At 60.7% G+C, this 20,993-nt stretch carries 21 protein-coding genes and 1 pseudogene; 18 read left to right on the top strand and 4 right to left on the bottom strand.

Annotated features, from left to right (window positions below):
* The first annotated feature begins 53 nt into the window (after window positions 1-53).
* The 7 genes and pseudogenes from ACWCOO_RS04765 to ACWCOO_RS04735 all read left to right on the top strand — a co-directional run bounded on the left by ACWCOO_RS04765 (window position 54) and on the right by ACWCOO_RS04735 (window position 8,351).
* A complete protein-coding gene (locus ACWCOO_RS04765) occupies window positions 54-377 on the top strand; it encodes a helix-turn-helix domain-containing protein (RefSeq protein ID WP_446831812.1) in 324 nt (107 codons plus the stop codon).
* Between the two features lie 2 nt (window positions 378-379).
* Window positions 380-1,630: a type II toxin-antitoxin system HipA family toxin gene (locus tag ACWCOO_RS04760; protein WP_446831811.1), complete on the top strand. Its 1,251-nt coding sequence runs from the start codon at window positions 380-382 to the stop codon at window positions 1,628-1,630.
* A 252-nt stretch (window positions 1,631-1,882) separates the two neighbouring features.
* Window positions 1,883-2,083: pseudogene (locus ACWCOO_RS04755) on the top strand (transposase); the annotation flags it as partial.
* A 206-nt stretch (window positions 2,084-2,289) separates the two neighbouring features.
* Window positions 2,290-4,029: a hypothetical protein gene (locus ACWCOO_RS04750; RefSeq protein WP_446831810.1), complete on the top strand. Its 1,740-nt coding sequence runs from the start codon at window positions 2,290-2,292 to the stop codon at window positions 4,027-4,029.
* Between the two features lie 193 nt (window positions 4,030-4,222).
* Complete coding sequence (locus ACWCOO_RS04745) at window positions 4,223-5,971, top strand: DUF4153 domain-containing protein (protein WP_446831809.1); 1,749 nt, start codon at window positions 4,223-4,225, stop codon at window positions 5,969-5,971.
* Window positions 5,972-6,068: 97 nt separating this feature from the next.
* Window positions 6,069-7,889 (top strand): DUF4153 domain-containing protein, encoded by a 1,821-nt coding sequence (locus ACWCOO_RS04740; RefSeq protein WP_446831808.1) that lies wholly within the window; start codon window positions 6,069-6,071, stop codon window positions 7,887-7,889.
* A 291-nt stretch (window positions 7,890-8,180) separates the two neighbouring features.
* Entirely contained in the window at window positions 8,181-8,351 is a 171-nt protein-coding gene (locus ACWCOO_RS04735; protein ID WP_446831807.1) for a hypothetical protein, read from the top strand.
* A gap of 16 nt (window positions 8,352-8,367) precedes the next feature.
* On the opposite strand, the gene ACWCOO_RS04730 is transcribed toward ACWCOO_RS04735, so the two are convergent.
* Window positions 8,368-8,568: a His/Gly/Thr/Pro-type tRNA ligase C-terminal domain-containing protein gene (locus tag ACWCOO_RS04730; RefSeq protein ID WP_446831806.1), complete on the bottom strand. Its 201-nt coding sequence runs from the start codon at window positions 8,566-8,568 to the stop codon at window positions 8,368-8,370.
* Between the two features lie 123 nt (window positions 8,569-8,691).
* Between ACWCOO_RS04730 and ACWCOO_RS04725 the strand changes: the two genes are divergently transcribed.
* From ACWCOO_RS04725 to ACWCOO_RS04710, 4 genes are read left to right on the top strand one after another with little or no spacing between them, the layout of a single operon-like run.
* Window positions 8,692-9,045, top strand: coding sequence for a CDP-alcohol phosphatidyltransferase family protein (locus ACWCOO_RS04725; protein WP_446831805.1), 354 nt, complete (start codon window positions 8,692-8,694; stop codon window positions 9,043-9,045).
* Window positions 9,046-9,048: 3 nt separating this feature from the next.
* A complete protein-coding gene (locus ACWCOO_RS04720) occupies window positions 9,049-9,336 on the top strand; it encodes a hypothetical protein (protein ID WP_446831804.1) in 288 nt (95 codons plus the stop codon).
* An 18-nt stretch (window positions 9,337-9,354) separates the two neighbouring features.
* On the top strand, window positions 9,355-10,137 hold the full coding sequence (locus tag ACWCOO_RS04715) for a uracil-DNA glycosylase (protein WP_446831803.1): 783 nt from the start codon (window positions 9,355-9,357) through the stop codon (window positions 10,135-10,137).
* Window positions 10,032-10,586: an MFS transporter gene (locus ACWCOO_RS04710; RefSeq protein ID WP_446831802.1), complete on the top strand. Its 555-nt coding sequence runs from the start codon at window positions 10,032-10,034 to the stop codon at window positions 10,584-10,586. The genes ACWCOO_RS04715 and ACWCOO_RS04710 overlap by 106 nt, the downstream gene beginning before the upstream one ends.
* Here ACWCOO_RS04710 and hutG read toward each other — a convergent pair.
* The 3 genes from hutG to ACWCOO_RS04695 are packed head-to-tail and all read right to left on the bottom strand — an operon-like array spanning window position 10,537 to window position 14,272.
* Window positions 10,537-11,382: an N-formylglutamate deformylase gene (gene hutG / locus ACWCOO_RS04705; RefSeq protein WP_446831801.1), complete on the bottom strand. Its 846-nt coding sequence runs from the start codon at window positions 11,380-11,382 to the stop codon at window positions 10,537-10,539. The two genes, ACWCOO_RS04710 and hutG, sit on opposite strands and share 50 nt — an antisense overlap.
* 2 nt (window positions 11,383-11,384) lie before the next feature.
* Window positions 11,385-12,908, bottom strand: coding sequence for a histidine ammonia-lyase (gene hutH, locus ACWCOO_RS04700; protein WP_446831800.1), 1,524 nt, complete (start codon window positions 12,906-12,908; stop codon window positions 11,385-11,387).
* Entirely contained in the window at window positions 12,905-14,272 is a 1,368-nt protein-coding gene (locus tag ACWCOO_RS04695; RefSeq protein ID WP_446831799.1) for a formimidoylglutamate deiminase, read from the bottom strand. Before ACWCOO_RS04695 ends, hutH begins: the two co-directional genes overlap by 4 nt.
* Window positions 14,273-14,403: 131 nt before the next feature.
* Here ACWCOO_RS04695 and hutI point away from each other — a divergent pair, with 131 nt between their 5' ends.
* The 7 genes from hutI (at window position 14,404) to ACWCOO_RS04660 (ending at window position 20,937) form a co-directional block, all read left to right on the top strand.
* On the top strand, window positions 14,404-15,591 hold the full coding sequence (gene hutI / locus ACWCOO_RS04690; protein WP_446831798.1) for an imidazolonepropionase: 1,188 nt from the start codon (window positions 14,404-14,406) through the stop codon (window positions 15,589-15,591).
* 83 nt (window positions 15,592-15,674) lie between these two features.
* Window positions 15,675-17,348 carry a urocanate hydratase gene (gene hutU, locus ACWCOO_RS04685; RefSeq protein WP_446831797.1) on the top strand — a complete coding sequence of 558 codons (1,674 nt, stop codon included), beginning with the start codon at window positions 15,675-15,677 and terminating at the stop codon, window positions 17,346-17,348.
* Between the two features lie 10 nt (window positions 17,349-17,358).
* A complete protein-coding gene (locus ACWCOO_RS04680; protein WP_446831796.1) occupies window positions 17,359-17,736 on the top strand; it encodes a thiol-disulfide oxidoreductase DCC family protein in 378 nt (125 codons plus the stop codon).
* 142 nt (window positions 17,737-17,878) lie between these two features.
* Window positions 17,879-18,940 (top strand): saccharopine dehydrogenase family protein, encoded by a 1,062-nt coding sequence (locus ACWCOO_RS04675; protein WP_446831795.1) that lies wholly within the window; start codon window positions 17,879-17,881, stop codon window positions 18,938-18,940.
* Window positions 18,941-18,943: 3 nt separating this feature from the next.
* Window positions 18,944-19,432 (top strand): DUF2269 family protein, encoded by a 489-nt coding sequence (locus ACWCOO_RS04670; protein ID WP_446831794.1) that lies wholly within the window; start codon window positions 18,944-18,946, stop codon window positions 19,430-19,432.
* A 76-nt stretch (window positions 19,433-19,508) separates the two neighbouring features.
* Window positions 19,509-19,961 (top strand): NfeD family protein, encoded by a 453-nt coding sequence (locus tag ACWCOO_RS04665; protein ID WP_446831793.1) that lies wholly within the window; start codon window positions 19,509-19,511, stop codon window positions 19,959-19,961.
* A 28-nt stretch (window positions 19,962-19,989) separates the two neighbouring features.
* Window positions 19,990-20,937, top strand: coding sequence for an SPFH domain-containing protein (locus ACWCOO_RS04660; RefSeq protein WP_446831792.1), 948 nt, complete (start codon window positions 19,990-19,992; stop codon window positions 20,935-20,937).
* The last annotated feature ends 56 nt before the right edge of the window (window positions 20,938-20,993 follow it).

Below are 20,993 nucleotides of genomic sequence, written 5' to 3'. Positions count from 1 at the left end.
GTCTATAATAGTGGCCTGTATAGATTATTGCGACTTATATTCTAGACATAAAAATGGCAACGAGGAAATCACTTCCGATACCCGCCACGCGCGCATTGCGCAAGCTCGGCGCCGATTTGCGCGACGCCCGCCGACGCCGGCGCATACCCACCCGAGTCATGGCGGAACGCGCCAGCATCAGCCGCACAACTCTGTCCAAGGCAGAGAAAGGCGAGCCCGGGGTTTCGGCGGGCACCTTGGCGACACTGCTGTTTATCCTCGGGCTGGAAGACCGGCTGGCGTCCGTAGCAGACGTGCGTGACGACGTTGTCGGCCGCGACCTGACAGACGAACTGCTACCTCAGCGCATCCGCATACGCAAACGCGAGCGATACTGATCATGGACCGGGAAACCTTCGTCTATGTTGCCCTGGGAGGCGAAGATCGCCTGGTTGGACGCCTATGGTCGCGCGTACGCCGGAGTCGCGAAAGCGCCAGCTTTCAGTACGACGATACGTGGCTCAGGGATCCCGAGCGGTTCGCCTTGGAACCCGCCTTGACACTCGGCGCCACTGCACATCACACCGGCGCGGGCCGCGCCCTGTTCGGCGCGCTGGGCGATTCAGCGCCGGATCGTTGGGGCCGTGCCCTGATGGGGCGTGCCGAACGGCGAAACGCCCGACTGGAAGAACGCGCACCTCAAGCGTTGACGGAGCTCGACTACCTCCTGCGGGTCAGCGACCGGTCCCGACAAGGCGCACTTCGCTTCACCGATACGCTCGGCGGTCCATTCCTTGGCGATTCGGGTAGTGACCCGGTGCCACCGCTCATCGAGTTGCCACGACTGCTTACTGCGAGCGACCGTGTCCTGTATGAGGCCGACGACGAGCTCTTGGCGTTGCTGTTGGCGCCTGGCTCATCGCTCGGCGGCGCCCGCCCGAAGGCATCGGTGCTCGACATGGACGGCTCCCTTGCGATAGCAAAGTTCCCCAAACGCGAAGACGACATCGATGTCGTTCGTTGGGAGGCAGTGGCCCTGACGCTAGCGGAACACGCGGGCATTTCCGTCCCGCAATGGCGCATCGAGCAACCGAGCGAAAAGGCGGTGTTGGTGCTGCGACGCTTTGACCGAAAGGGGGACACTCGCGTTCCCTACCTGTCCGCGATGAGCTTGCTGGGCGCTGCTGACGGCGACCAGCGAAGCTATCTCGAGATCGCCGACGCGTTGCGCCAACACGGCTCGGCCTCGGAAACCGACCGCCAGGCGTTGTGGCGACGATTGGTTTTCACCGTCCTCATCTCCAATACAGACGATCATCTGCGCAATCATGGCTTCCTCTACGATGGCACGTTGGGCTGGCGGCTCTCACCAGCATTCGATATGAATCCAACCCCGGCCGATTTGAAGCCACGATTCCTATCGACAGCGATCGACATGGAGAACAATGCAGCGTCGATCGATCTCGCTCTCTCCGTCGCTCGGCACTTCGCGCTCGACGATGGTACCGCTCGCGCTATAGCGAGGGACGTGTCCTCCTCCGTCTCGGAGTGGCAGTCCGTTGCCACTTCAATCGGGCTCTCCAAGCACGCCTGCGATCGCATGGCCAGCGCGTTTGAACACGACGAATTGAAATATGCATTCGCCCTTTAGGGCTCCATTGGATTTCGTGTCGGGCTATGCGGCCCAGTCAGCCGAAGCATTTATTTGGACCTAAGCGGTAGACTACGGGAGAACGGCAAACTTGCATTGGATGATGAGTAGGCGAGCGATCGCGTCGCATAGGATCTGCATCGGCTCGATTTGAACCGTACCGTGTTTACCGGAGGCTCTAGATTTTGAGTTGGAGTGCCCCCGGTTTGCTGGATACTTCCGTGCTCTGTTCCGAGCATAGGAGGAAGTACCATGAGCAACCAAAGATACAGCCCTGAGTTCAAGGACGAGGCAGTCCGACAGATTGTTGATCGCGGCTATTCTGTCGCCGAAGTGTCCGAACGTCTCGGCGTTTCGGCGCACAGCCTGTATAAGTGGGTGAAGGCGATCAAGCCGTACAAGACTGACGAGCAGGCTGCGGCCCTGGTCGAGGCGCGCAGCGAGGTACTCAAGGGATTCCAAACCAAGAAGATCGACCAATTTGAAGCTTGGCTGAGAGAGCAGGGGCATTTGCACGAGGATGCGGCACTTTCGCGCGATGAACGGCTGCAAAGCGTTTTGGGGATGTATGATTTCAATGACCATGAATTGGTTCAGGATATTCGCCTGTGCCTGGAATGGCTCGAAGCCGGCGCGCGTCAACTGGAGGTATACGCACAATGAGTGAAGCACCAGCACAATCCGCAAGTCTGACGATCAGAGAGTTTTTCGAGCGCGTGCCTGAACGGGCGTTGTTCATCTTCATCGGACTTCTTCAAGGCTTCATCTTCGTAGGATTGGCTGAGAGTGGAGATTGGCTCGAAGCGCGCCCCATGGTCTACTTTCCAATCTGGCAGCTGGTCACGGCGTGGCCGCTACTCTTCATGCTCAGCTTCAGACGCACAGAGCGACTGCGAGCACTCGTGTGGGTCAGCGGGTTCTGTGCGCTGCTCGCCGCGCTCGCGCTGTATACCGGATGGCAAGCGACGCCGCACGGCGCATTCGATGCGGCGCCAGTCGCGGGCGTTTTCGGATTGTCCATGTTCGTCGCAAGCTTCGTAGCGCTGCTGCACCTGCAATCCCATGTGTGGCGCATGGAGCGCAGTTACGACACCTTCTTCACGCTTTCATGGCGGAATTTCGTGACTTACGGGCTTTCCACAGCGCTTACTCTCGCCCTCTGGCTGATCTTGATTCTGTGGGCATCGCTGTTTGAAGCCATAGGCATCGACTTCTTCGAAGAATTGTTTGACGAGGCATGGTTCTCGTCGCCAGTGCTGACCGCTGTGTTCGCGTTCGGACTGAGCAGCTTTCGAGACGCCAGCTCGGTGATCGACACCGTTTCCTCGCTCCTGGCTCGCCTCACCTGGCTGCTGCTGCCCTTGCTGCTGTTCATTATCGCCGCGTTCCTGTTGTCGCTCCCGTTTGTGGACACCGATAGCGGAACCACCATTTTGATGACCGCCAACTTGCTTGGGTTGCTGTTCGTGAACGCTGTGTACCAAACAGGAGACCGTATCCCCTATCCCATGCTGATGCATCGGATTCTGACCGCGGGCATTGCGTTGCTTCCCATCCTGTCGGCACTGGCGTGCTACGACATTGCGCTGGAGGTGGCGCAGGACGGCTGGACCGTGGATCACTGCTGGACGCTGCTGATCGCCCTGCTCATGGCGTGCTTCTCCTTGGGCTACTTGTACCTCATCATCAGGCAGCGCACCGATTGGCACGGCAAGCTGCCCGAAGTCAACAAGTTCATGTCTTGGGTGGTGCTTGCGTCGCTGCTGCTTACCGCGTCTCCACTGCTCGACTTCCGCGCCATTTCGGCCGCAAGCCAGTTCGCTCCGGTCGAAGCGGGCGAGGCGACTGTCTACCAACTCGATACTCGTTATGTGAAGAAGTATCTCGCGCGACCCGGTTACTTGAGGATACAGTCGCTGCAGGCGGAGCTCGACGCGACCAACCCCCTTGACGCGCAACAACTTCGAACCGCATACAAAGAAGGTAGGGGCGCTCGAAGACTGAAGTTGGCTTGGAGCGAGGAACAGAAAGCGACGACCATCATCCGACCGGATTCCATTGCGGTACCGGAAAGTGTCTGGAACTCGGTACGGAGTGTGTCGGAAATCGAGGACCCGGTGCCTCGGTTGCTGATTCAAACCGATCTGAAGGCCAACGAGCAGCCCGAGTATGTTGCCGTTTGGCTCTACGATCGCGGCTCGGAGAGATCAATATTCGCCATATGCTTGACGTGGGACGATGACTACGACCTCTGGCGTAGTTGCGGCTCACATCGCATCAATTCGGAACAGCCCATGGATCAGCTTCTTGAGAAGCTTGTCGAGGCGGAGATTGAAGCTGTTGTCCCAGCCGGAATCACCAGAGACCTGCGCATTGGAGACTGGGTTTTCGATCTGTGATGGCGGAACGTATCGTCGAGTAGGGCTATCGATCCCCGCTCGCAGCGGCGGCGATCGCGCGGCGCTCTTGGCCGATGCGAGGCTGCAATGAGTCGTTCGTTTCTACGTTTAACAACCATCACTTGGTTCAGGGTGTTCGCCTGTGCCTGGGGTGGCTGGAAGCCGGCGCGCGTCAACTGGAGGTATCCGCACAATGAGTGAAGCACCAGCACAATCCGCAAGTCTGATGATCAGAGAGTTTTTCGACCGCGTGCCTGAACGGACGTTGTTTGTCCTCATCGGATTCCTTCAGGGCGTCATCGTCGCGGGATTGACTGAAAGCGAAAGCTGGCTCGAAACGCGCCCGGTAATCTACTTTCCGCTCTGGCTGCTGGCCGTGGCGTGGCCGCTACTCTTCATGCTCAGCTTCAGACGCGCGGACCGACTGCGAGCACTGGCGTGGGTCAGCGGGTTCTGTGCGCTTCTCGCCCTGTTGGCGCTGTACACCGGCTGGCAAGCGACACCTTACGGCGAATTTTTTGAAGGTACCGTCGAGGCTGTCTTCATACAGACCATTTTCTTCGCGAACTTTGTGGCTTTGTTCCACCTGCAGTCCTATGCGTGGCGCATGGAGCGCAGTTACGACACCTTCTTTACGCTGTCTTGGCGCAACTTCGTCACGGTCGGGCTCTCCGCAGCCCTGACGCTTTCTCTCCGGCTGGTGCTGTTCTTGTGGGGTTTGCTGTTCGAAGCCACTGGTATCGATTTCTTCAATGAATTGTTCGAAGAGGAGTGGTTTCTGTGGCCGGTGCTCGCCGCTGTATTCGCTTTCGGACTAAGCAGCTTTCGCGACGCCACTTCGGTGATCGACAGCATCTCCTCGCTCCTCGTCCGCCTCACTTGGCTGCTGCTGCCGTTGCTGCTGTTCATCATCGCCGCGTTTCTATCAACGCTCCCCTTTGTGGGTTTGCAACCGCTCTGGGACACCGATAACGGCACCACCATCTTGATGATCGCCAACCTTTTTGGACTGCTGTTCCTGAATGCCGTGTATCAGACCGGCGAGCGCATCCCTTATTCCATGCTGATGCATCGGGTGTTTACGGTGGGCATCGCGTTGCTGCCGATCGTTTCGGCGCTGGCGTGCTATGGCATCGCCCTGCGGGTGGGGCAGTATGGCTGGACCGTAGAGCGCTGCTGGGCGCTGCTGATTGCTCTGCTCATGGCGTGTTTCTCCTTGGGCTACTTGTACGTCATGATCAGGGCGCGTACCGGTTGGCACGGCAGGCTGCCCCAAATCAACAAGTTCATGTCTTGGGTGGTGCTTGCGTCGCTGCTGCTCACCGCGTCTCCGCTCCTCAATTTCCGCGCCATCTCGGCCGCAAGCCAGTTCGCTCCGATTGAGGCGGGTGAGGCCACTGTCTACCAACTTGATGTTCCCTATGTGAGGCAGCATCTCGCGCGACCCGGCTACTTGAGGATACAGTCTCTGCTTGCCGGGCTTGACGAGTCCGATCCCGACAACGCGAAAGAACTTCGAGCGGCGTTCAAAGAGGTGCGGTGGGTTCGTAAGCCGAAGTTGGCTTGGAGCGAGGAACAGAAGGCGACGACCATCTTACGCCCGGATTCTATTGCGGTACCCGAAAGTGTCTGGGCCTCATTACGGAGTATGTCGCAAATCGTGGACCCTGTGCCTCGGTTTCTTGTTCGAACCGATCTGAAGGCCAACGAGCAGCCTGAATATGTTGCCATTTGGCTCTATGATCGGGGGGCGGAGAGAGCAATTGTTGCCAGATGCCTGGAATGGGACGATGAAGGTTGGAGTAGCTGCGGGTCCGATGAGAAATCTTCGAAGCACTCAATGGATGCTCTAATCGAAGAGCTTGCCGCGGCAGACATTGAGACCATTACTCCAGCCTTCAAGCACCTGCGTGTTGGCGACCGAGTATTCGATTTGAACTAGCCGCACACCGCGACTTCGGCCATTTCTTCTGCAACCGCTATTGCCGGTTACTGGGGTGGTCGGAAGCCGGTGCGCGTCAACTGGAGGTATTCCCACAATGAGCGAAGCACCAGCACAATCCGCAAGCCTGACGATCAATGAGTTTTTCGAGCGCGTGCCTGAACGGACTTTGTTTGTCATCATCGGAATCCTTCAGGGCGTCATCATCGCGGGATTGGCTGAAATCGACAATCGGACCAGCCACCTGGTGATCTACTTTCCAGCCCGGCTGCTCGTGCTGGTATGGCCGATACTCTTCATGCTCAGCTTCAGGCGCGTGGACCGACTGCGAGCACTCGCGTGGGTCAGCGGGTTCTGTGCGCTACTCGTTCTGTTGGCGCTGTACACCGGCTGGCAAGCGACGCCCCTTGTCGAATTTCCTTCGACCAGCTTGTGGTTCTCTGCCTTGCTCGTCTTAATGTTGACCATGTTCGTCGTGAGCTTCGTGGCGCTGCCCCACCTACAGTCCCATGTCTGGCGCATGGAGCGCAGTTACGACACCTTGTTTACGCTTTCGTGGCGTAATTTTCTGACTCTTGTGCTCTCGGCAGCGCTCACGCTTGCTTTCTGGCTGGTGTTGTACCTGTGGGAATCGCTGTTCAAAGCCATAGGCATCGACTTCTTCGATAAATTGTTTCAGGAGGAGTGGTTTCTGTGGCCGGTGCTCGCCGCTGTGTTCGCGTTCGGACTGAGCAGCTTTCGCAACGCCACTGCGGTCATCGACAGCATCTCCTCGTTCCTCGGTCGCCTCGCTTGGCTGCTGCTGCCATTGCTGATGTTCGCGGTCGCCTTGTTTTTGTTAACGCTCACCCTTGTGGGCTTGCAACCGCTGTGGGACAACGAGATCAGCGCCACCCCGCTCAGCGAAATCATGGCGCGGTTAGTCTTTGACCCGCTGGGCACCACCACCATCTTGATGGCCGCCAATTTTTTTGGTCTGCTGTTCTTGAACGCGGTGTATCGAAGCGGAGAGCGCATCCCCTATCCAGTGTGGATGCATCGGGTGTTGACGGTGGGCATCGCGTTGCTTCCGATTCTGTCGGCGCTGGCGTGCTATGGCATTGCACTGCGGGTGGGGCAGTATGGCTGGACCATCCACCGCTGCTGGCCACTGCTGATCGTCCTGCTCATGGCGTGTTTCTCCTTGGGCTACGTGTATGCCATCATCAGGCAGCGCACCGATTGGCACGGCAGGCTGCCCCAAATCAACAAATTCATGTCTTGGGTGGTGCTCGTGTCGCTGCTGCTTACCGCGTCCCCACTCGCCGACTTTCGCGCCATTTCGGCTTGGAGCCATATCGGTCGAATAGAGGCGGGTGAGGCGCCCCTCTATCAGTTCGATGATAGCTATGTGGAACTGTTTCTCGCGCGGCCCGGCTACTTGAGGACGCAGTCGCTGCTTGCTGAGTTAGACGAGACCAATCCGGAAAACGCGCGGCAACTTCGCCATGTACTCCGTGGTGGGAGTTTCCCAAAGCCGGAATTGGCCTGGAGTGCGGAGCAGAAGGCGGCAATGATCAGGCGGCCGGACAACATTGCGGTGTCAGATGGCCTTTGGGCGGAACTGTGGGACCACCCACATAGCAGCAAGGACAGCATGCCTCAAATTCTTATTCGAACCGACCTCAATGACGATGATCGTCCCGAGTACATCGCGATATTGCTATGGTCCTACCCATTTCCCTACTCAGGCGTTACTCAAATATCGCCCTATTGTCTGCACGAGACCGCCGAAGGTTGGAGTAGCTGCGGATACGATCCGACAAATTCAGAGGACTCGATGCATGCTCTAATCGAAGAGCTCGCCTCGGCAGACATCGAGGCCATCACGCCACTCAAGTCCCTGCGCATTGGTGGTCGGGTATTCGATTTCAACTAGCCGTCCGCCCGCGGCTGCGACTGAAGTCGGCCAATCCCGACTACGCGGCTTCGGTGCTTTCGGGCGGCCGCAGCGTTTCGAGAGTCTGGTCTGGCGGGCACCGGGAGAGCAGTTGATCCCGCCGGTGCGCGCGGCACAGCTCTTGCATCGGCCGCTCTCGTCCGTAGAGCGCCAAATCCGGGGGCCACATGGCTGATGCCCGTCGTTGTCGTCAATGATGCCTCGTGCTTGATCGACCTTCGAAAAGGACGGCTTCTTCGACCGCCGTGCCGTCTGCCTCTTCGGTTCATCATGCCCCTGCCGATTCGCGAGTCCGAACTGTTGGGGTTCACGCCCGGCGATTGGGCTATTCTCGACCAGGGTGGCATGGAGACCCATGATCTTCCGCCGGCACGCATCGCGGAGGCACTCGCAGTCAGACGCCGGTTTGGCCGCCTTTCGGCCAACGACTGTCTTTTTTGAAGGCGGGCTTGGGCAGTCAGGAGCCCAGAAGCTTGAGTAGGGTCTCGGCAGGCTCTGCCACGCCTATGTTTTCGGCGGCGGAGGCGCGCCGGTGCTTGTATTCGACCGTGTTCTTCTTCAGCCCGCGCGCACTGACCACCAAGCGGTGCGGGATCCCGATCAGGTCGGCGTCCGCCAGCTTGACGCCGGGGCTGCTGTCTCGTTCGTCCAGCAGCACGCGCGCGCCTTACGCCTGCAAGCTCCCGTAGAGCTGTTCCACAGTATTGCGTACCTCGGTATTGCGGGCGTAATCCAGGGCAACAATCACCAAGCTCCAGATGGCAATTTCGAGCGTGCCGCGGTGGCGCTCTATGTGGCCATGATTCTGGACGCCCTGGACGGACGGGTGGCCCGCCTCACCGGTACCGAAACCGAGTTCGGACGGCAGTACGACTCGCTGTCGGACATGGTGGCTTTCGGCCTGGGACCGGCGGCAGTGATGTATCAGTGGGGGCTGGCTCATCTGGGGGCCTATGGCTGGGTCTGGGACAAGATTGGTTGGGTGATCGCTTTCTTGTTCGCTGTCGGCACGGCCATGCGATTAGCGCGGTTTACGGCGCGCGGAGGCAGCAACGACAAGAGCTACTTCGAGGGCTTGCCTTGTCCTGCGGCGGCCGGCTGGGTGGCCGGTCTGGTGTGGCTGGCGCATGAGTGAGAATTGACCGGCCGGCTGGTGTTGGCGGCGGCCAGTGCGGTTACCTTGTCAGCTGCGGTATTGATGTGCCTGCGCATTCCATACCCTAGCTTCAAGCATCTGGCGGCCAACCGTCGTATCCGCTTTACCCAGTTCGCGGCAGTGCCGCTTTGTTTCGCGCTGATCTCGCTGGACGCGCCGCGCATGCTGTTTACGCTGTTTGGTGTGTATGTGGGTATCGGTCCGACTCTGGCGTTGTGGCGGGCCGCTGACAAACGCCGCCGCCGCAGAGCGGCTCGAGCGCCGGAATAACGCACACAACCTCTTGCTGTGAGTCGGGGAATGGAGGAATACAGTGCGCCGGCGCGCGAGTTGTTGGCGCTGATGGACGTCAGCCTGTGGTTGCCACTAGCAGCTGCGGGAGATTCCGGCTATCCCGTGTCACAAGCCGGTAATGCGCTCTCGGCCCCCTCCGGCAAAACCGCTTCGGACAATCCTGTGGTGCCTGCCTCGGCCGCCGCTGCTTCGGGTTCCTCTGCGCCGCCCCTCGCCAATTCCTCCGCAGCTTCGACTGCCTTGGCCGCCCTCCCGCCGGAACTGGAGTCCTTGCGCGTCAGGGTAGCCGGTTGCACCGCCTGCCCGCTGCATGCCGGCCGTGCGCAGACCGTGTTTGGCGTGGGCAACCCGCAAGCCGACTGGATGTTCGTAGGCGAGGGGCCGGGCGAGGAGGAAGACCGGCGCGGCGAACCGTTTGTGGGGCGCGCGGGCAAGCTTCTGGACAACATGCTCAGGGCCATGAAGCTGGATCGCAGCACGGTGTATATCGCCAACGTGGTGAAGTGCCATCCGCCCGGCAACCGCAACCCCAGCCTGGAGGAATCCGCCGCCTGTTTGCCGTATCTACACCGCCAGATCGAGCTGATCGCGCCACGTCTTATTGTCGCCCTGGGCGCGGTGGCTGCGCAGCGCCTTCTCGACAGTTCCGAAACGGTGGGTTCGATGCATGGTTGTTTCTGGCCGCATACGGACTGTATATCGACGGCGTTTACACCATCATCACCATGGCCACGGACTTCGGCGCCGCCATCGGGCTGGAAGCGAGGCACCTGGTGACTGCTATTCTGGTCACCAACTATCTGGGTTTTCCCGCAACTCTGGCATTCGGCGTGGCCGGGCGGCGTTTCGGAGCACGGCCCTGCCTGTACGGCGCGCTAAGCGTGTACTGCATCGTGATCCTGCTGGCCACCTTTGCCAACCAGGCGTGGCACTTCTATGCATTGGCAGCGCTTATCGGGTTGGCGCAAGGGGGTGTGCAGAGCCTGAGCCGCGCCTTTTACGCGCGCCTGGTACCGCCCGAAAAAACCGCTGAAATGTTCGGCTTCTACAATATGTTGGGCCGCTTTGCCGCAATTCTGGGGCCGTTCATCGTGGGCGCGGTGGCTTGGCTGTCCGGCAGCCAGCGCCTCGGCCTGCTTGCCATCCTCGCGTTGCTGGTCGGGGGCTTTGTTCTTCTCATGCGCGTGCGCCCTCCCGGTCCTGCGCATGATGCGAGGCATGCTTGAGCAGAAGTTCGAGTATGCGCTGCAGGCAATGCTTGAGGGCGGCCGCCTTGCCGAGGTTGTATGCGCTCGGTCCGTTGCCGTCCATGTAGGCGTCCTGGCCGATCTCCATCTGCAAGGCATGGCGGTTTGCCTGGGGGCGGCCGTAGTGGCGGGTGATGTAGCCGCCTACAAAGCGCCCGTTCACTGCATATCCAAAACTGCTTGCGGCCAGCGCGCGCTCCACTTCGGTCTGCAGCTTCGCGCCGCAACTCATGCCTCGGTTGGTGCCCAGGTTGAGGTCCGGCAGGCGGCCCGCAAAAAAACGCGGGACTCGCGAGGCGATGGAATGACAATCGTAGAGGATCGCAAAACCATGCCGGGCGGCGACGCGTTTCAGTTCAGCCTGAAGACGGTCGTGGTACGGTTGCCAGTACAGTCGGCGGCGCCGGCTAGTCTCTGCTGCGCTGGGATTCCGACCCTTCCTGTATATTGCGCCGCCATCAAACGACTCAAGTGGGCAAAAGCCGGTCACAGCCTGGCCAGGGTATAGCGAATCGGCATTGTCGGGCGGGCGGTTCAAATCAACCACGTAGCGGCTGTAGTTGGCCTTCAGCACCGTTGCACCCATCCCGGCGGCGAAATCGTACAACTCGTCCACGCGCCAGTCCGTGTCTGGCAACTTGGCGGCTTGCGAGGTCATGCGCGCAGCGAAGTCTTCGGGAATTCGCGTACCCGAGTGCGGCAGCGACAAAATCAGCGGACTATCCCCTCGCTGGCAGGAATAGACTTCGCTCCCCGCCCCCCGCGATATATCCACGCTCAGATTCCGTTCGCCAGGACAGCCAGCGCGCCGCTATCGATCAGCGCGCGCGCGGCAGCGATGTCGGGTGCAAACTCGCGGTCAACCTGACGGGTCGGCACCTGCTGGCGCAGCAACTCATGAACCCGTTCCAGCGCCTCGGAAGAGCGCAGCGGGCGGAACAGGTCCACTCCTTCCGCGGCAGCCAGCAACTCCACCGCAACGATGCTTGCGGTGTTTTCGTTCATTGCGCTCAACCGCCGCGCGGCATGGGTGGACATGCTCACGTGATCTTCCTGATTGGCCGATGTCGGAATGCTGTCGATACTGGCAGGCGTCGCGAGCTGCTTGTTTTCGCTGGCCAAGGCCGCAGCCGTCACATGCGCCAGCATGTAGCCCGAATTCAGCCCGGGGTTCGACGCCAGAAATGGCGGCAAGTTCGTTAAATCGCCATTAATCAGCGCGGCCACGCGCCGTTCCGCCAACGCTCCGGTTTCCGCTATTGCCAACGCCAGCGTATCGGCGGCGAATGCCACTGCCTGGCCGTGAAAATTGCCTCCCGGTACTACCTGCGGGACACCGGAAAACACCAGCGGATTTTCGGTCACTGCATTGGCTTCTGTAAGCAGCGTCCGTTCGGCATTGACCACGAGGTCCAGGCAGGCGCCCATGACTTGCGGCTGACACCGGAAAGAGTAAGGATCCTGCACCCGGTTGCAATTCCGGTGCGAATCCCGAATCTGACTGCCTTCAAGCAGCCGTTGCTGGGTGGCGGCAACCACAGTCTGTCCAGGATGGGGCTTTAGCTGGTGCACACGCGAGTCGGTGAAGAGATCGGTGGCCTGAAATGCGTCCGTCGAGAGTGCTCCGGTCACCACTGCGGAGCGCAGGTTGCGGCGCGCATGAACCAAGCCGCGAAGCGCCAGCGCAGTAGAAATTTGCGTGCCGTTTATCAGGTCCAAGCCTTCTTTGGGACCTAGCTTCAGCGGCTTGAGCCCGACAGCGCGCAGCGCCTCGCCGCCCGGCACACTCCGCCCTTGGCAAATGGCCTCGCCGCGTCCCACCAGCAGCAGGGCGATATGCGCCAGCGGCGAAAGGTCGCCGGAGGCGCCTACCGAACCCTGGGCAGGCACTACTGGCAGCAGGTCTTCGTTCAGGCAGCCCGCAAGAAGCTCCAATAATTCACGGCCCACTCCCGAGTAACCGGCAGCAAGACTGTTCAGTTTCAACAGCATGGCCAGGCGAACCACCTCCGGCGGCAGAGGCTCGCCCACTCCGGCGGCGTGCGAACGCACCAGATTCAATTGCAGGGCGCGCAGGTCCTCTGGCTCTATGCGCTCTTGCGCCAACCGTCCGAAGCCGGTGTTGGCGCCGTAAATCGCGGTGTTCGAGCCTACCGCCGCCTGCAAGGTCTGGTGCCCGGCTTCCGCCCGCTCCCAGGCGCTTTGCTGCAGTCTTATGCTCAGCGGGCCGTTAAGCGCGGCCTGAATTTCAGACATACCCAGCGGCGCGACGCCCAGCACAATTTGCGCCCTTTCACTCATTGCAACAACGACTCGGCTGCCTCCCGGTAGCGTGCAAGAATAGCCTGCTCATTGACATGCCGGCCTTTTTCGACCACCTGTTTGCCACCAACAAAGACATCGCGCACGCAGGCCGCGCCACCGGAGAAAATCCATGAATCCAGCGCCTGATCGCCGTCCCGCGCCACCAGCGCCGGATGATCTTCGTCCAGCACCACGATATCGGCGCGCGAGCCCTCCTGCACTGCCCCGCAGGGTTGCGCCAGACTTCCAGCTCCGCCGCCTGCCGCGCCTTCCAGCAGACTGCGCCCGATGGAAGCACTTCCGGGAGCGGCAAGCACATTGCGCGACTCGCGTAGCAGCCGCTGCGCGTACTCCAGCAGGCGCAACTCATCGGCGGGGTTTATCGTTATCTGGCTATCGGACCCGATCGCGATTTTGCCGTTCATGTCCAGCCATGCGCGAATCGAGAACAGGCCGTCGCCGAGATTGGCTTCGGTGGTGGGACACAGGACAACGGTCGCTCCGGAGCGCGCCAAGGCCCGCAGTTCAACCGCATTTGCGTGGGTGGCGTGAACCAGGTGCCAGGAACTATCGACATCCATCCGATCCAGCAGAAACTGCAGCGGGCGGGCCTGCCGCCAAGCCAGACAGCCCTCTACCTCGGATTTCTGTTCGGCTACGTGGATATGAACCGGCGCTTGCGGCGCTATTTCGCGCGCCCCTTCCAGCGCCCGCTGCATCATTGTTTCATCGACCGCTCGGAGAGAGTGCGGGGCATAGCCGATATTCATTCCGGGCGCGCCGCAAGTGTCCTTGTGCAAGGCGCTGAAAATGTCCAGATAGGCATCCACGCCGCAAGCAAAACGCGACTGCTGCGGCCCGGCAGCCTGGTTGAAACCGCCATGCGCATACAGGCTTGGCAGGATGGTCAGTGCGATGCCGGACTGTTGCGCGGCGGCTATGCAACGCTGGCCCATTTCCGCAGGTTGCGCGTAAGGCAAGCCGCCGGGAGCATGATGCAGGTAGTGAAACTCCGCCACCGAGGTGTAGCCGCTCTTGAGCATCTCCATGTATGCCAAGGCCGCTACCGCCTGAAACCGGCCCGGGTCGATTGCCTGCAACATTCGGTGCATCTGCTGGCGCCAGCGGGCAAAACTGTCGCTGGCCTGGCCGGATTCCGCCAGCCCTGCCAACAAGCGCTGGTGAGCGTGGGAATGCGCATTGGGCATCCCGGGCACGGCCAGCCCCGAAATGCGCCGCGCGGAGGAGTGCCGAACCTCGGAGACGACCTGGGTGATGAGGCCTCGGGAGTCGAACGCGACCAGCGCGTCTTCAAGCCAGCCGCCGGGCGCGAGCAGTTTGGAAAACAGAAGCTCTGGCACTATCGGGAAACAGGCAGCATGATTGTGGGGGCCAGGCCCCTTATATTGCATCAATCCGCACCCATTGCCGCGTATTTTGGGCAATATTCGCGCTTGTGAGCCTGCAGCTAAGAAATTGCCGGATTGCCACCATGCGCGCCAACGGAGCGCCGTATGGGCTAATCGAGCGTGGCGCGTTGCGGATCGAGGGGGAGCGGATCGCTTGGGCAGGAGCTGTTGCGGACCTGCCGGCTCGGGGAGACGGGCAGATATTGGATCTGGACGGCGCACTGGTAACGCCAGGGCTCATCGATTGCCACACGCACCTGGTTTATGCGGGCAACCGGGCTGACGAGTGGGCCTTGCGCCTGCAGGGGGCGTCCTATGAGGAAATTGCCCGTCGCGGCGGCGGCATCGCCTCGACCGTGATGGCGACCCGCGCTGCCGGCCAGGCGGAACTGCACCGGGACGCGCGCGCAAGACTGGCCATGCTGGCTGCGGAAGGCGTGACCACGGTTGAAATCAAGTCGGGTTACGGTCTGGACGTCGAAACCGAGTTGCGCATGTTGCGGGTGGCGCGCCAACTGGGCAAATCGCCTGAAATCGATGTGGTGACCACCTTCCTGGGCGCCCATGCTTTGCCTCCGGAGTACCGCGGGCGTCGTCGGGAGTACCTGGATCTGGTGATCGGGCAGGCCCTGTCCGCAGCGGTTTCCGAAGGTTTGGCGGATGCGGTGGATGCTTATTGCGAGGGTGTGGCCTTCAGTCTTTCCGAGGCGCGCGAAGTCTTGCAGCGCGGCCGCGAACTCGATCTGGGCCTGCGCCTGCACGCCGAGCAGCTTTCCGATTCCGGCGGCGCGGCCATGGCGGCCGAGTTGGGCGCGCTTTCCTGCGATCATCTGGAATATCTGGATGATTCCGGCATTGAGGCTATGGCACGCGCCGGGACGGTTGCCGTGCTGGCACCAGGTGCCTGGCACTACCTGAGGGAAACCCGCAAGCCTCCGGTAGACGATTTGCGCACAGCGGGCGTGCCAATGGCAGTGGCTACGGACCATAACCCAGGCACTTCCCCGCTCTATTCGTTGTTAATTGCCATGAATATGGCCTGCGTGCTTTTTGAGCTTACGCCCGAAGAGGCCTTGCGCGGCGTTACGGCGCACGCGGCAAGGGCATTGGGGCTCGACGACCGCGGCGTGATTGCGCCGGGCAAGCTGGCGGACTTGGCGGTGTGGGATGCCGAAACTCCCGTTGAATTGAGCTACGGGCTGGGGGCCAACTCTTGCCGCCAAGTATTCAAGAGGGGCGTTCCACGGCCTGCCGGTTGGCGATTGCCTTGAAGAAGCTTGGGCACTCCAGAAAGGACAATCTGCGATTCGGGTGATGCAATATAAGAGCTGTGGCAGATGAGCCGAGCAAGGCGATGAACTCCAGGCGGTTGATTCGTGCTCCCCGGGGCGCAAGGCTTGCGTGCAAATCCTGGCTTACGGAAGCTCCGATGCGCATGTTGATGAACAACCTCGATCCGGAGGTGGCGGAAAATCCGGCAGAGTTGGTGGTTTACGGCGGGCGCGGCAAGGCGGCGCGCAATTGGAACGCGTACGAACGCATCGTGAATGCGCTCAGAGACCTTGAGGCGGATGAAACGCTGCTGGTGCAGTCCGGCAAGCCGGTTGGTGTGCTGCGCACCTTCGCCAGCGCGCCTCGGGTGCTGATTGCCAACTCCAACCTGGTGCCGCACTGGGCAACGCTGGAGCACTTCAACGCCCTGGACCGCCAGGGTCTGATGATGTTCGGCCAGATGACCGCCGGCTCCTGGATCTACATCGGCAGCCAGGGCATCGTGCAAGGCACATACGAAACCTACGCGGAAATGGGCCGCCAGCACTTCGGCGGCGACTTACGCGGCAAGTGGTTCCTGACTGCCGGCCTGGGCGGCATGGGTGGCGCCCAGCCGCTCGCCTGTGTCATGGCAGGGGCATCCATGCTGGCAGTGGAGTGCCGCCAGACGGCGATCGACTTTCGCCTGCGTACACGCTACCTGGACCGTCAGGCGGCCGATCTGGACGAGGCCGTTGCAATGATTGCCGCGGCTGGAGCGCGCGGCGAGCCGCTATCGGTGGGCTTGCTCGGCAACGCTGCGGAGGTGTTCCCCGAATTGGCGCGCCGCATGGAGGAGGATTCGCGTTACGCGCCCGATGCAGTGTCCGACCAGACCTCGGCGCACGATCCGGTGAACGGCTATCTGCCGCGTGGCTGGACGGTGGAGGAGCACGATTTACGCCGCCAGTCCGATCCGGCTGGCGTCGCCAAGGCAGCCAAGGAATCCATGGCGATGCAGGTGCGTGCCATGCTGGAATTTTGGAAACGCGGGATTCCGGTGGTCGATTACGGCAACAACATCCGGCAAATGGCGCTGGAAGCGGGCATCAGAAACGCTTTCGATTTCCCGGGCTTTGTGCCGGCCTACATTCGCCCGCTATTCTGCCGCGGCAAGGGTCCGTTTCGCTGGGTCGCGCTGTCGGGCGATCCGCAGGACATCGCTCGCACAGACGCCAAAGTCAGGGAGTTGCTGCCGGATGACGCGGCGCTGCATCGCTGGCTGGATATGGCTGCCCAGCGGATCAGTTTTCAGGGTCTGCCGGCGCGCATCTGCTGGGTGGGTCTGGGTGATCGCCACCGCCTGGGCCTGGCGTTCAATGCCATGGTGCGCAGTGGTGAACTGAAAGCTCCCGTAGTGATCGGCCGCGACCACCTTGATGGCGGCTCGGTGGCCAGCCCCAACCGCGAGACGGAAGCCATGAAAGATGGCTCGGACGCGGTGTCGGACTGGGCATTCCTCAATGCACTGGTGAATTGCGCTTCCGGCGCCACTTGGGTGTCGGTGCATCACGGCGGTGGCGTGGGCATCGGCTACTCCCAGCACGCCGGCATGGTGATTTGCTGCGATGGCAGCCACGAGGCCGACGCGCGCATTGCGCGCGTGCTATGGAATGACCCTGCCACCGCCGTGATTCGCCATGCTGACGCCGGCTACTCCGAAGCGCTGGACTGCGCACGCACCGCCGACCTCAACATTCCGTCCCTGCCCGCATAATGTCGGTAGCATGAAGACCGATTCGAATATCCTGGTATTCGATGGCATGTGCAATCTGTGCAGTTCCGTCATCGATTTCATAACGGCACGGGATTCCGGCAATGCATTCACGTTGATCCCCATGCAGTCGGCGCAGGGACAAATGATTCTGAGGGAATATGGCCTGTCGATCGACCGCGTCGAGACATTCCTTCTCGTGCGCGCCGGCGACGCGCTCATCAAGAGCGATGCGGCGGTCGCCATCGCGTCTGCACTCCGGTTCCCGTGGAACATCCTCCGCTTTATGCGCTTTGTTCCGAGGCCCGTTCGAGACGGGATCTATTCGTTGGTTTCGAGGAACCGCTACAGGTTGCTCGGCAAGCGCGCCACCTGCAGGCTACCGGATTGACAAGCTTACTTCTCCGCCATCCACCCCGGCGGCAGTTTGCTGGAAGCACGTGATGACTTCCGGCGGCATATCTCAAGGTGCTGGGCAACGCATCGTTGTACTAGGCGGTTACGGCCACTTTGGTGGTCGAATCTGCCGTGCCTTGGCGAGAAATACCAGCGCGGACCTCGTCATCGCCGGCCGCAGTAGCAAGCGCGCCGAGGCCTTGGTGCGGGAATTGCAGCAGGTCGATCGCAAGGGGACCATCAAGCCCGCCACGCTGGATCATTCGAGCGCCGGTTTCCAGCGTGCTCTTGGAGCGCTGCGACCGAACGTGGTGGTACACACTGCGGGGCCATTTCAGCAACAGGATTACCGCGTGGCGGAAGCCTGTCTGCGGTACGCCAGCCATTACGTGGACCTGGCCGATGGCCGTCGATTCGTTGCCGATTTCTCAAGGCTGGATGCGGCTGCAAAACGCCGCGGTGTCTTGCTGGTCGCGGGCGCGAGCACATTGCCTGCCGTATCGTCGGCCGTAGTCGATGATCTCGCCAGGGAAATGTCCAACATTGAGCGGATCGAGACCGCAATCCTGCCAGCGAATAGAACCGAACGTGGCCATAGCACCATCGCCGCTGTTTTCGGCTACGTAGGAAAGAAAATTTCGGTGCTGCAGGACGGTAAGTGGACAACAAAGCATGGCTGGCTCGACATTCGCAAGATCGACCATCCAATCTGCGCCCGCTGGGCGGGCGTTTGCGACGTTCCGGACCTTGAGTTGTTCCCCAAGCGTTATCCGTTGGCGAACACAATCACCTTTCACGCCGGGCTTGAACTCGGCTGGCAGCAATTCGGCATGTGGCTAATGGCCTGGCTGGCGCGGGTAGGTATCGTTTCCGACTGGTCCAAGCAGGCCGGCCTCTTCGCCCGCATCAGCGCGCGATTGGTCTCGCTCGGAAGCGATGTTGGAGGAATGCAGGTTCGCGTCATCGGCCGCGACGGCGCCGGGAAATGTGTAGCGAGGACGTGGAACCTGACTGCAGGCAGCAATCACGGCCCTGAAATACCGTGCATCCCCGCTCGCATCGTGGCGATGAAAATGGCCAGGAACGAGTTGAGGCAACGTGGGGCCATGGCATGCATGGATCTGATGTCCGCGAAAGAGTTCGCCGCTGCGGCAGGCGAGTTCGACATTGAATGGGACATCGCCACGCGGACGGGTTGATACGTGACACTCCATTTGTTTATCAAGCTGATCCATGTCGTCAGTTCGACCCTGATTCTCGGAACCGGAATCGGAACGGCCTTCTTCATGTTGACCGCCTACCGAAGCGGCGACATGGCCGCGATCAGGGTCACGAGCCGCCACGTCGTGCTTGCCGATTGGATATTCACGACGCCGGCAGTCGTATTGCAGCTTGCTACCGGACTGTGGCTAACCTCATACCTCGGTATTTCGTACTCTTCGGCGTGGTTCCTGGCGTCGCTAGCGATGTTTGTCCTGGTGGGCGCATGCTGGCTTCCTGTGGTGTGGATTCAGATCAGGCTGAGACAAATGATCGACGCACATTCTGGCGATGCGCTTCCCAAGCGGTTTTCGACCCTGATGCGCATTTGGATTGCCCTGGGCGTGCCCGCGTTCCTGCTGACGCTTACGTTGTTTTGGCTAATGGTGTTTAAGCCTGGGCTAAATTGGATATTGTTCCAGACACACTAACTAGAGCGGACGGATCGGTTACATTTGCGTCGCAAGCTTTGCAGAAGAATTCGGCAGAGGACGAGGGAGGTGCAATATGAGTTGGTGGAGTTGGCTTGTCGTGGGCATTTTGTTGATGGGCGCCGAGGTGACAGCGGTGGACGCCGCCTTCTACCTCATTTTCGTCGGCGCCGCAGCAATTCTGATGGGAATCCTTGGCGTGGTGGGAGTGTCCTTGCCGATCTGGGGCCAGTGGCTGCTGTTCTCCGTTCTCGCCGTGGGTTCGATGGTGTTGTTCAGACGCAAGCTCTACGACAAGCTGCGGGGGAACCCCGCGGGCTTTGACGGCTCGACTACCGGGGACTTGGTCGCGGTGAAGGAGCTGGTCCCTCCCGGCGGGCGGACACGAGTCAAGCTGCGCGGATCCCAGTGGACCGCGATAAACGTGGGTCCGGCGCCGATTGCCGCGGGCGCCGATGCCCGAGTCGTGCAATCGGATGGTCTGGAATTGAAAATTGAAGGAATGGTTCGCGAACCGACCGCGGGCTGAACTATAGAGAAAAAGGAAGGAGTCGCAAATGGACGTCAGATTGATTGTTGCTGGCATTCTGGCCCTGCTCGCCATCATCGTCGTGATAAAAACGGCGGTGGTCGTGCCGCAGCAGAGTGCCTACATTGTCGAAAACCTCGGCAAGTATTCGAGAACGCTGGGGGCGGGATTCAACATACTCGTTCCGTTCCTCGAACGCGTTGCCTACCGCCACACACTGAAGGAACAGGCCATCGATGTCGAAGAGCAGATATGCATTACCTCGGACAACGTGCAGGTCGGCGTGGATGGTGTGCTCTACCTGCAGGTGATGGATGCCCAGAGAGCTTCCTACGGAATCGGCGACTATCTGTTCGCCATTGCACAGCTCGCGCAGACGACGCTGCGTAGCGAGATCGGCAAGATCGAGCTGGACAAGACGTTCGAGGAACGCAGCCACATCAACCTGCGGGTGGTGGAGGAACTCGACCAGGCGTCCAATCCCTGGGGCGTAAAGGTGCTTCGTTACGAGATCCGCAACATCAATCCGCCCAGCGATGTTTTGACCGCCATGGAGAAGCAAATGCGCGCCGAGCGGGAGAAGCGCGCCATCGTGCTGCACTCGGAAGGCGAACGGGACGCCAAGATCAACGAGGCCGAAGGCGAGAAGCAGCGGGTCATCAAGGAATCCGAAGCCGCCAAGCAGCAACAGATCAACGAAGCGGAGGGCGAGGCCGCCGCGATCCTGGCGGTGGCCGAGGCGACAGCCGAGGGATTGAAGAAAGTCGCCGAAGCGCTGAACCTCGAAGGCGGCGACAAGGCCATGCAGCTCAGGGTTGCGGAGGATTACCTCGAACGGTTCGGCAACCTGGCCAGGGAGGGCAATACGCTGATCGTGCCGGCGAACCTCAGCGACGTGTCATCCATGATTGGCGCAGCCACCACCGTCTTCAAGAAGACACTGGAAAGCGCGCCGGAGAAAAATCAAAGCGAGTGATGCTGGACGGGAACAATCCGGCGGCCCCGAGGCCGAGGACGGCCTTCAGTCCGTCA

It is taken from the genome of Candidatus Foliamicus sp., from assembly GCF_965221325.1.
Classification (GTDB): domain Bacteria; phylum Pseudomonadota; class Gammaproteobacteria; order Steroidobacterales; family Foliamicaceae; genus Foliamicus.
The sequence above is the reverse complement of the archived record's forward strand: the minus strand, read 5'-3'. Positions and strand labels throughout refer to the sequence as shown.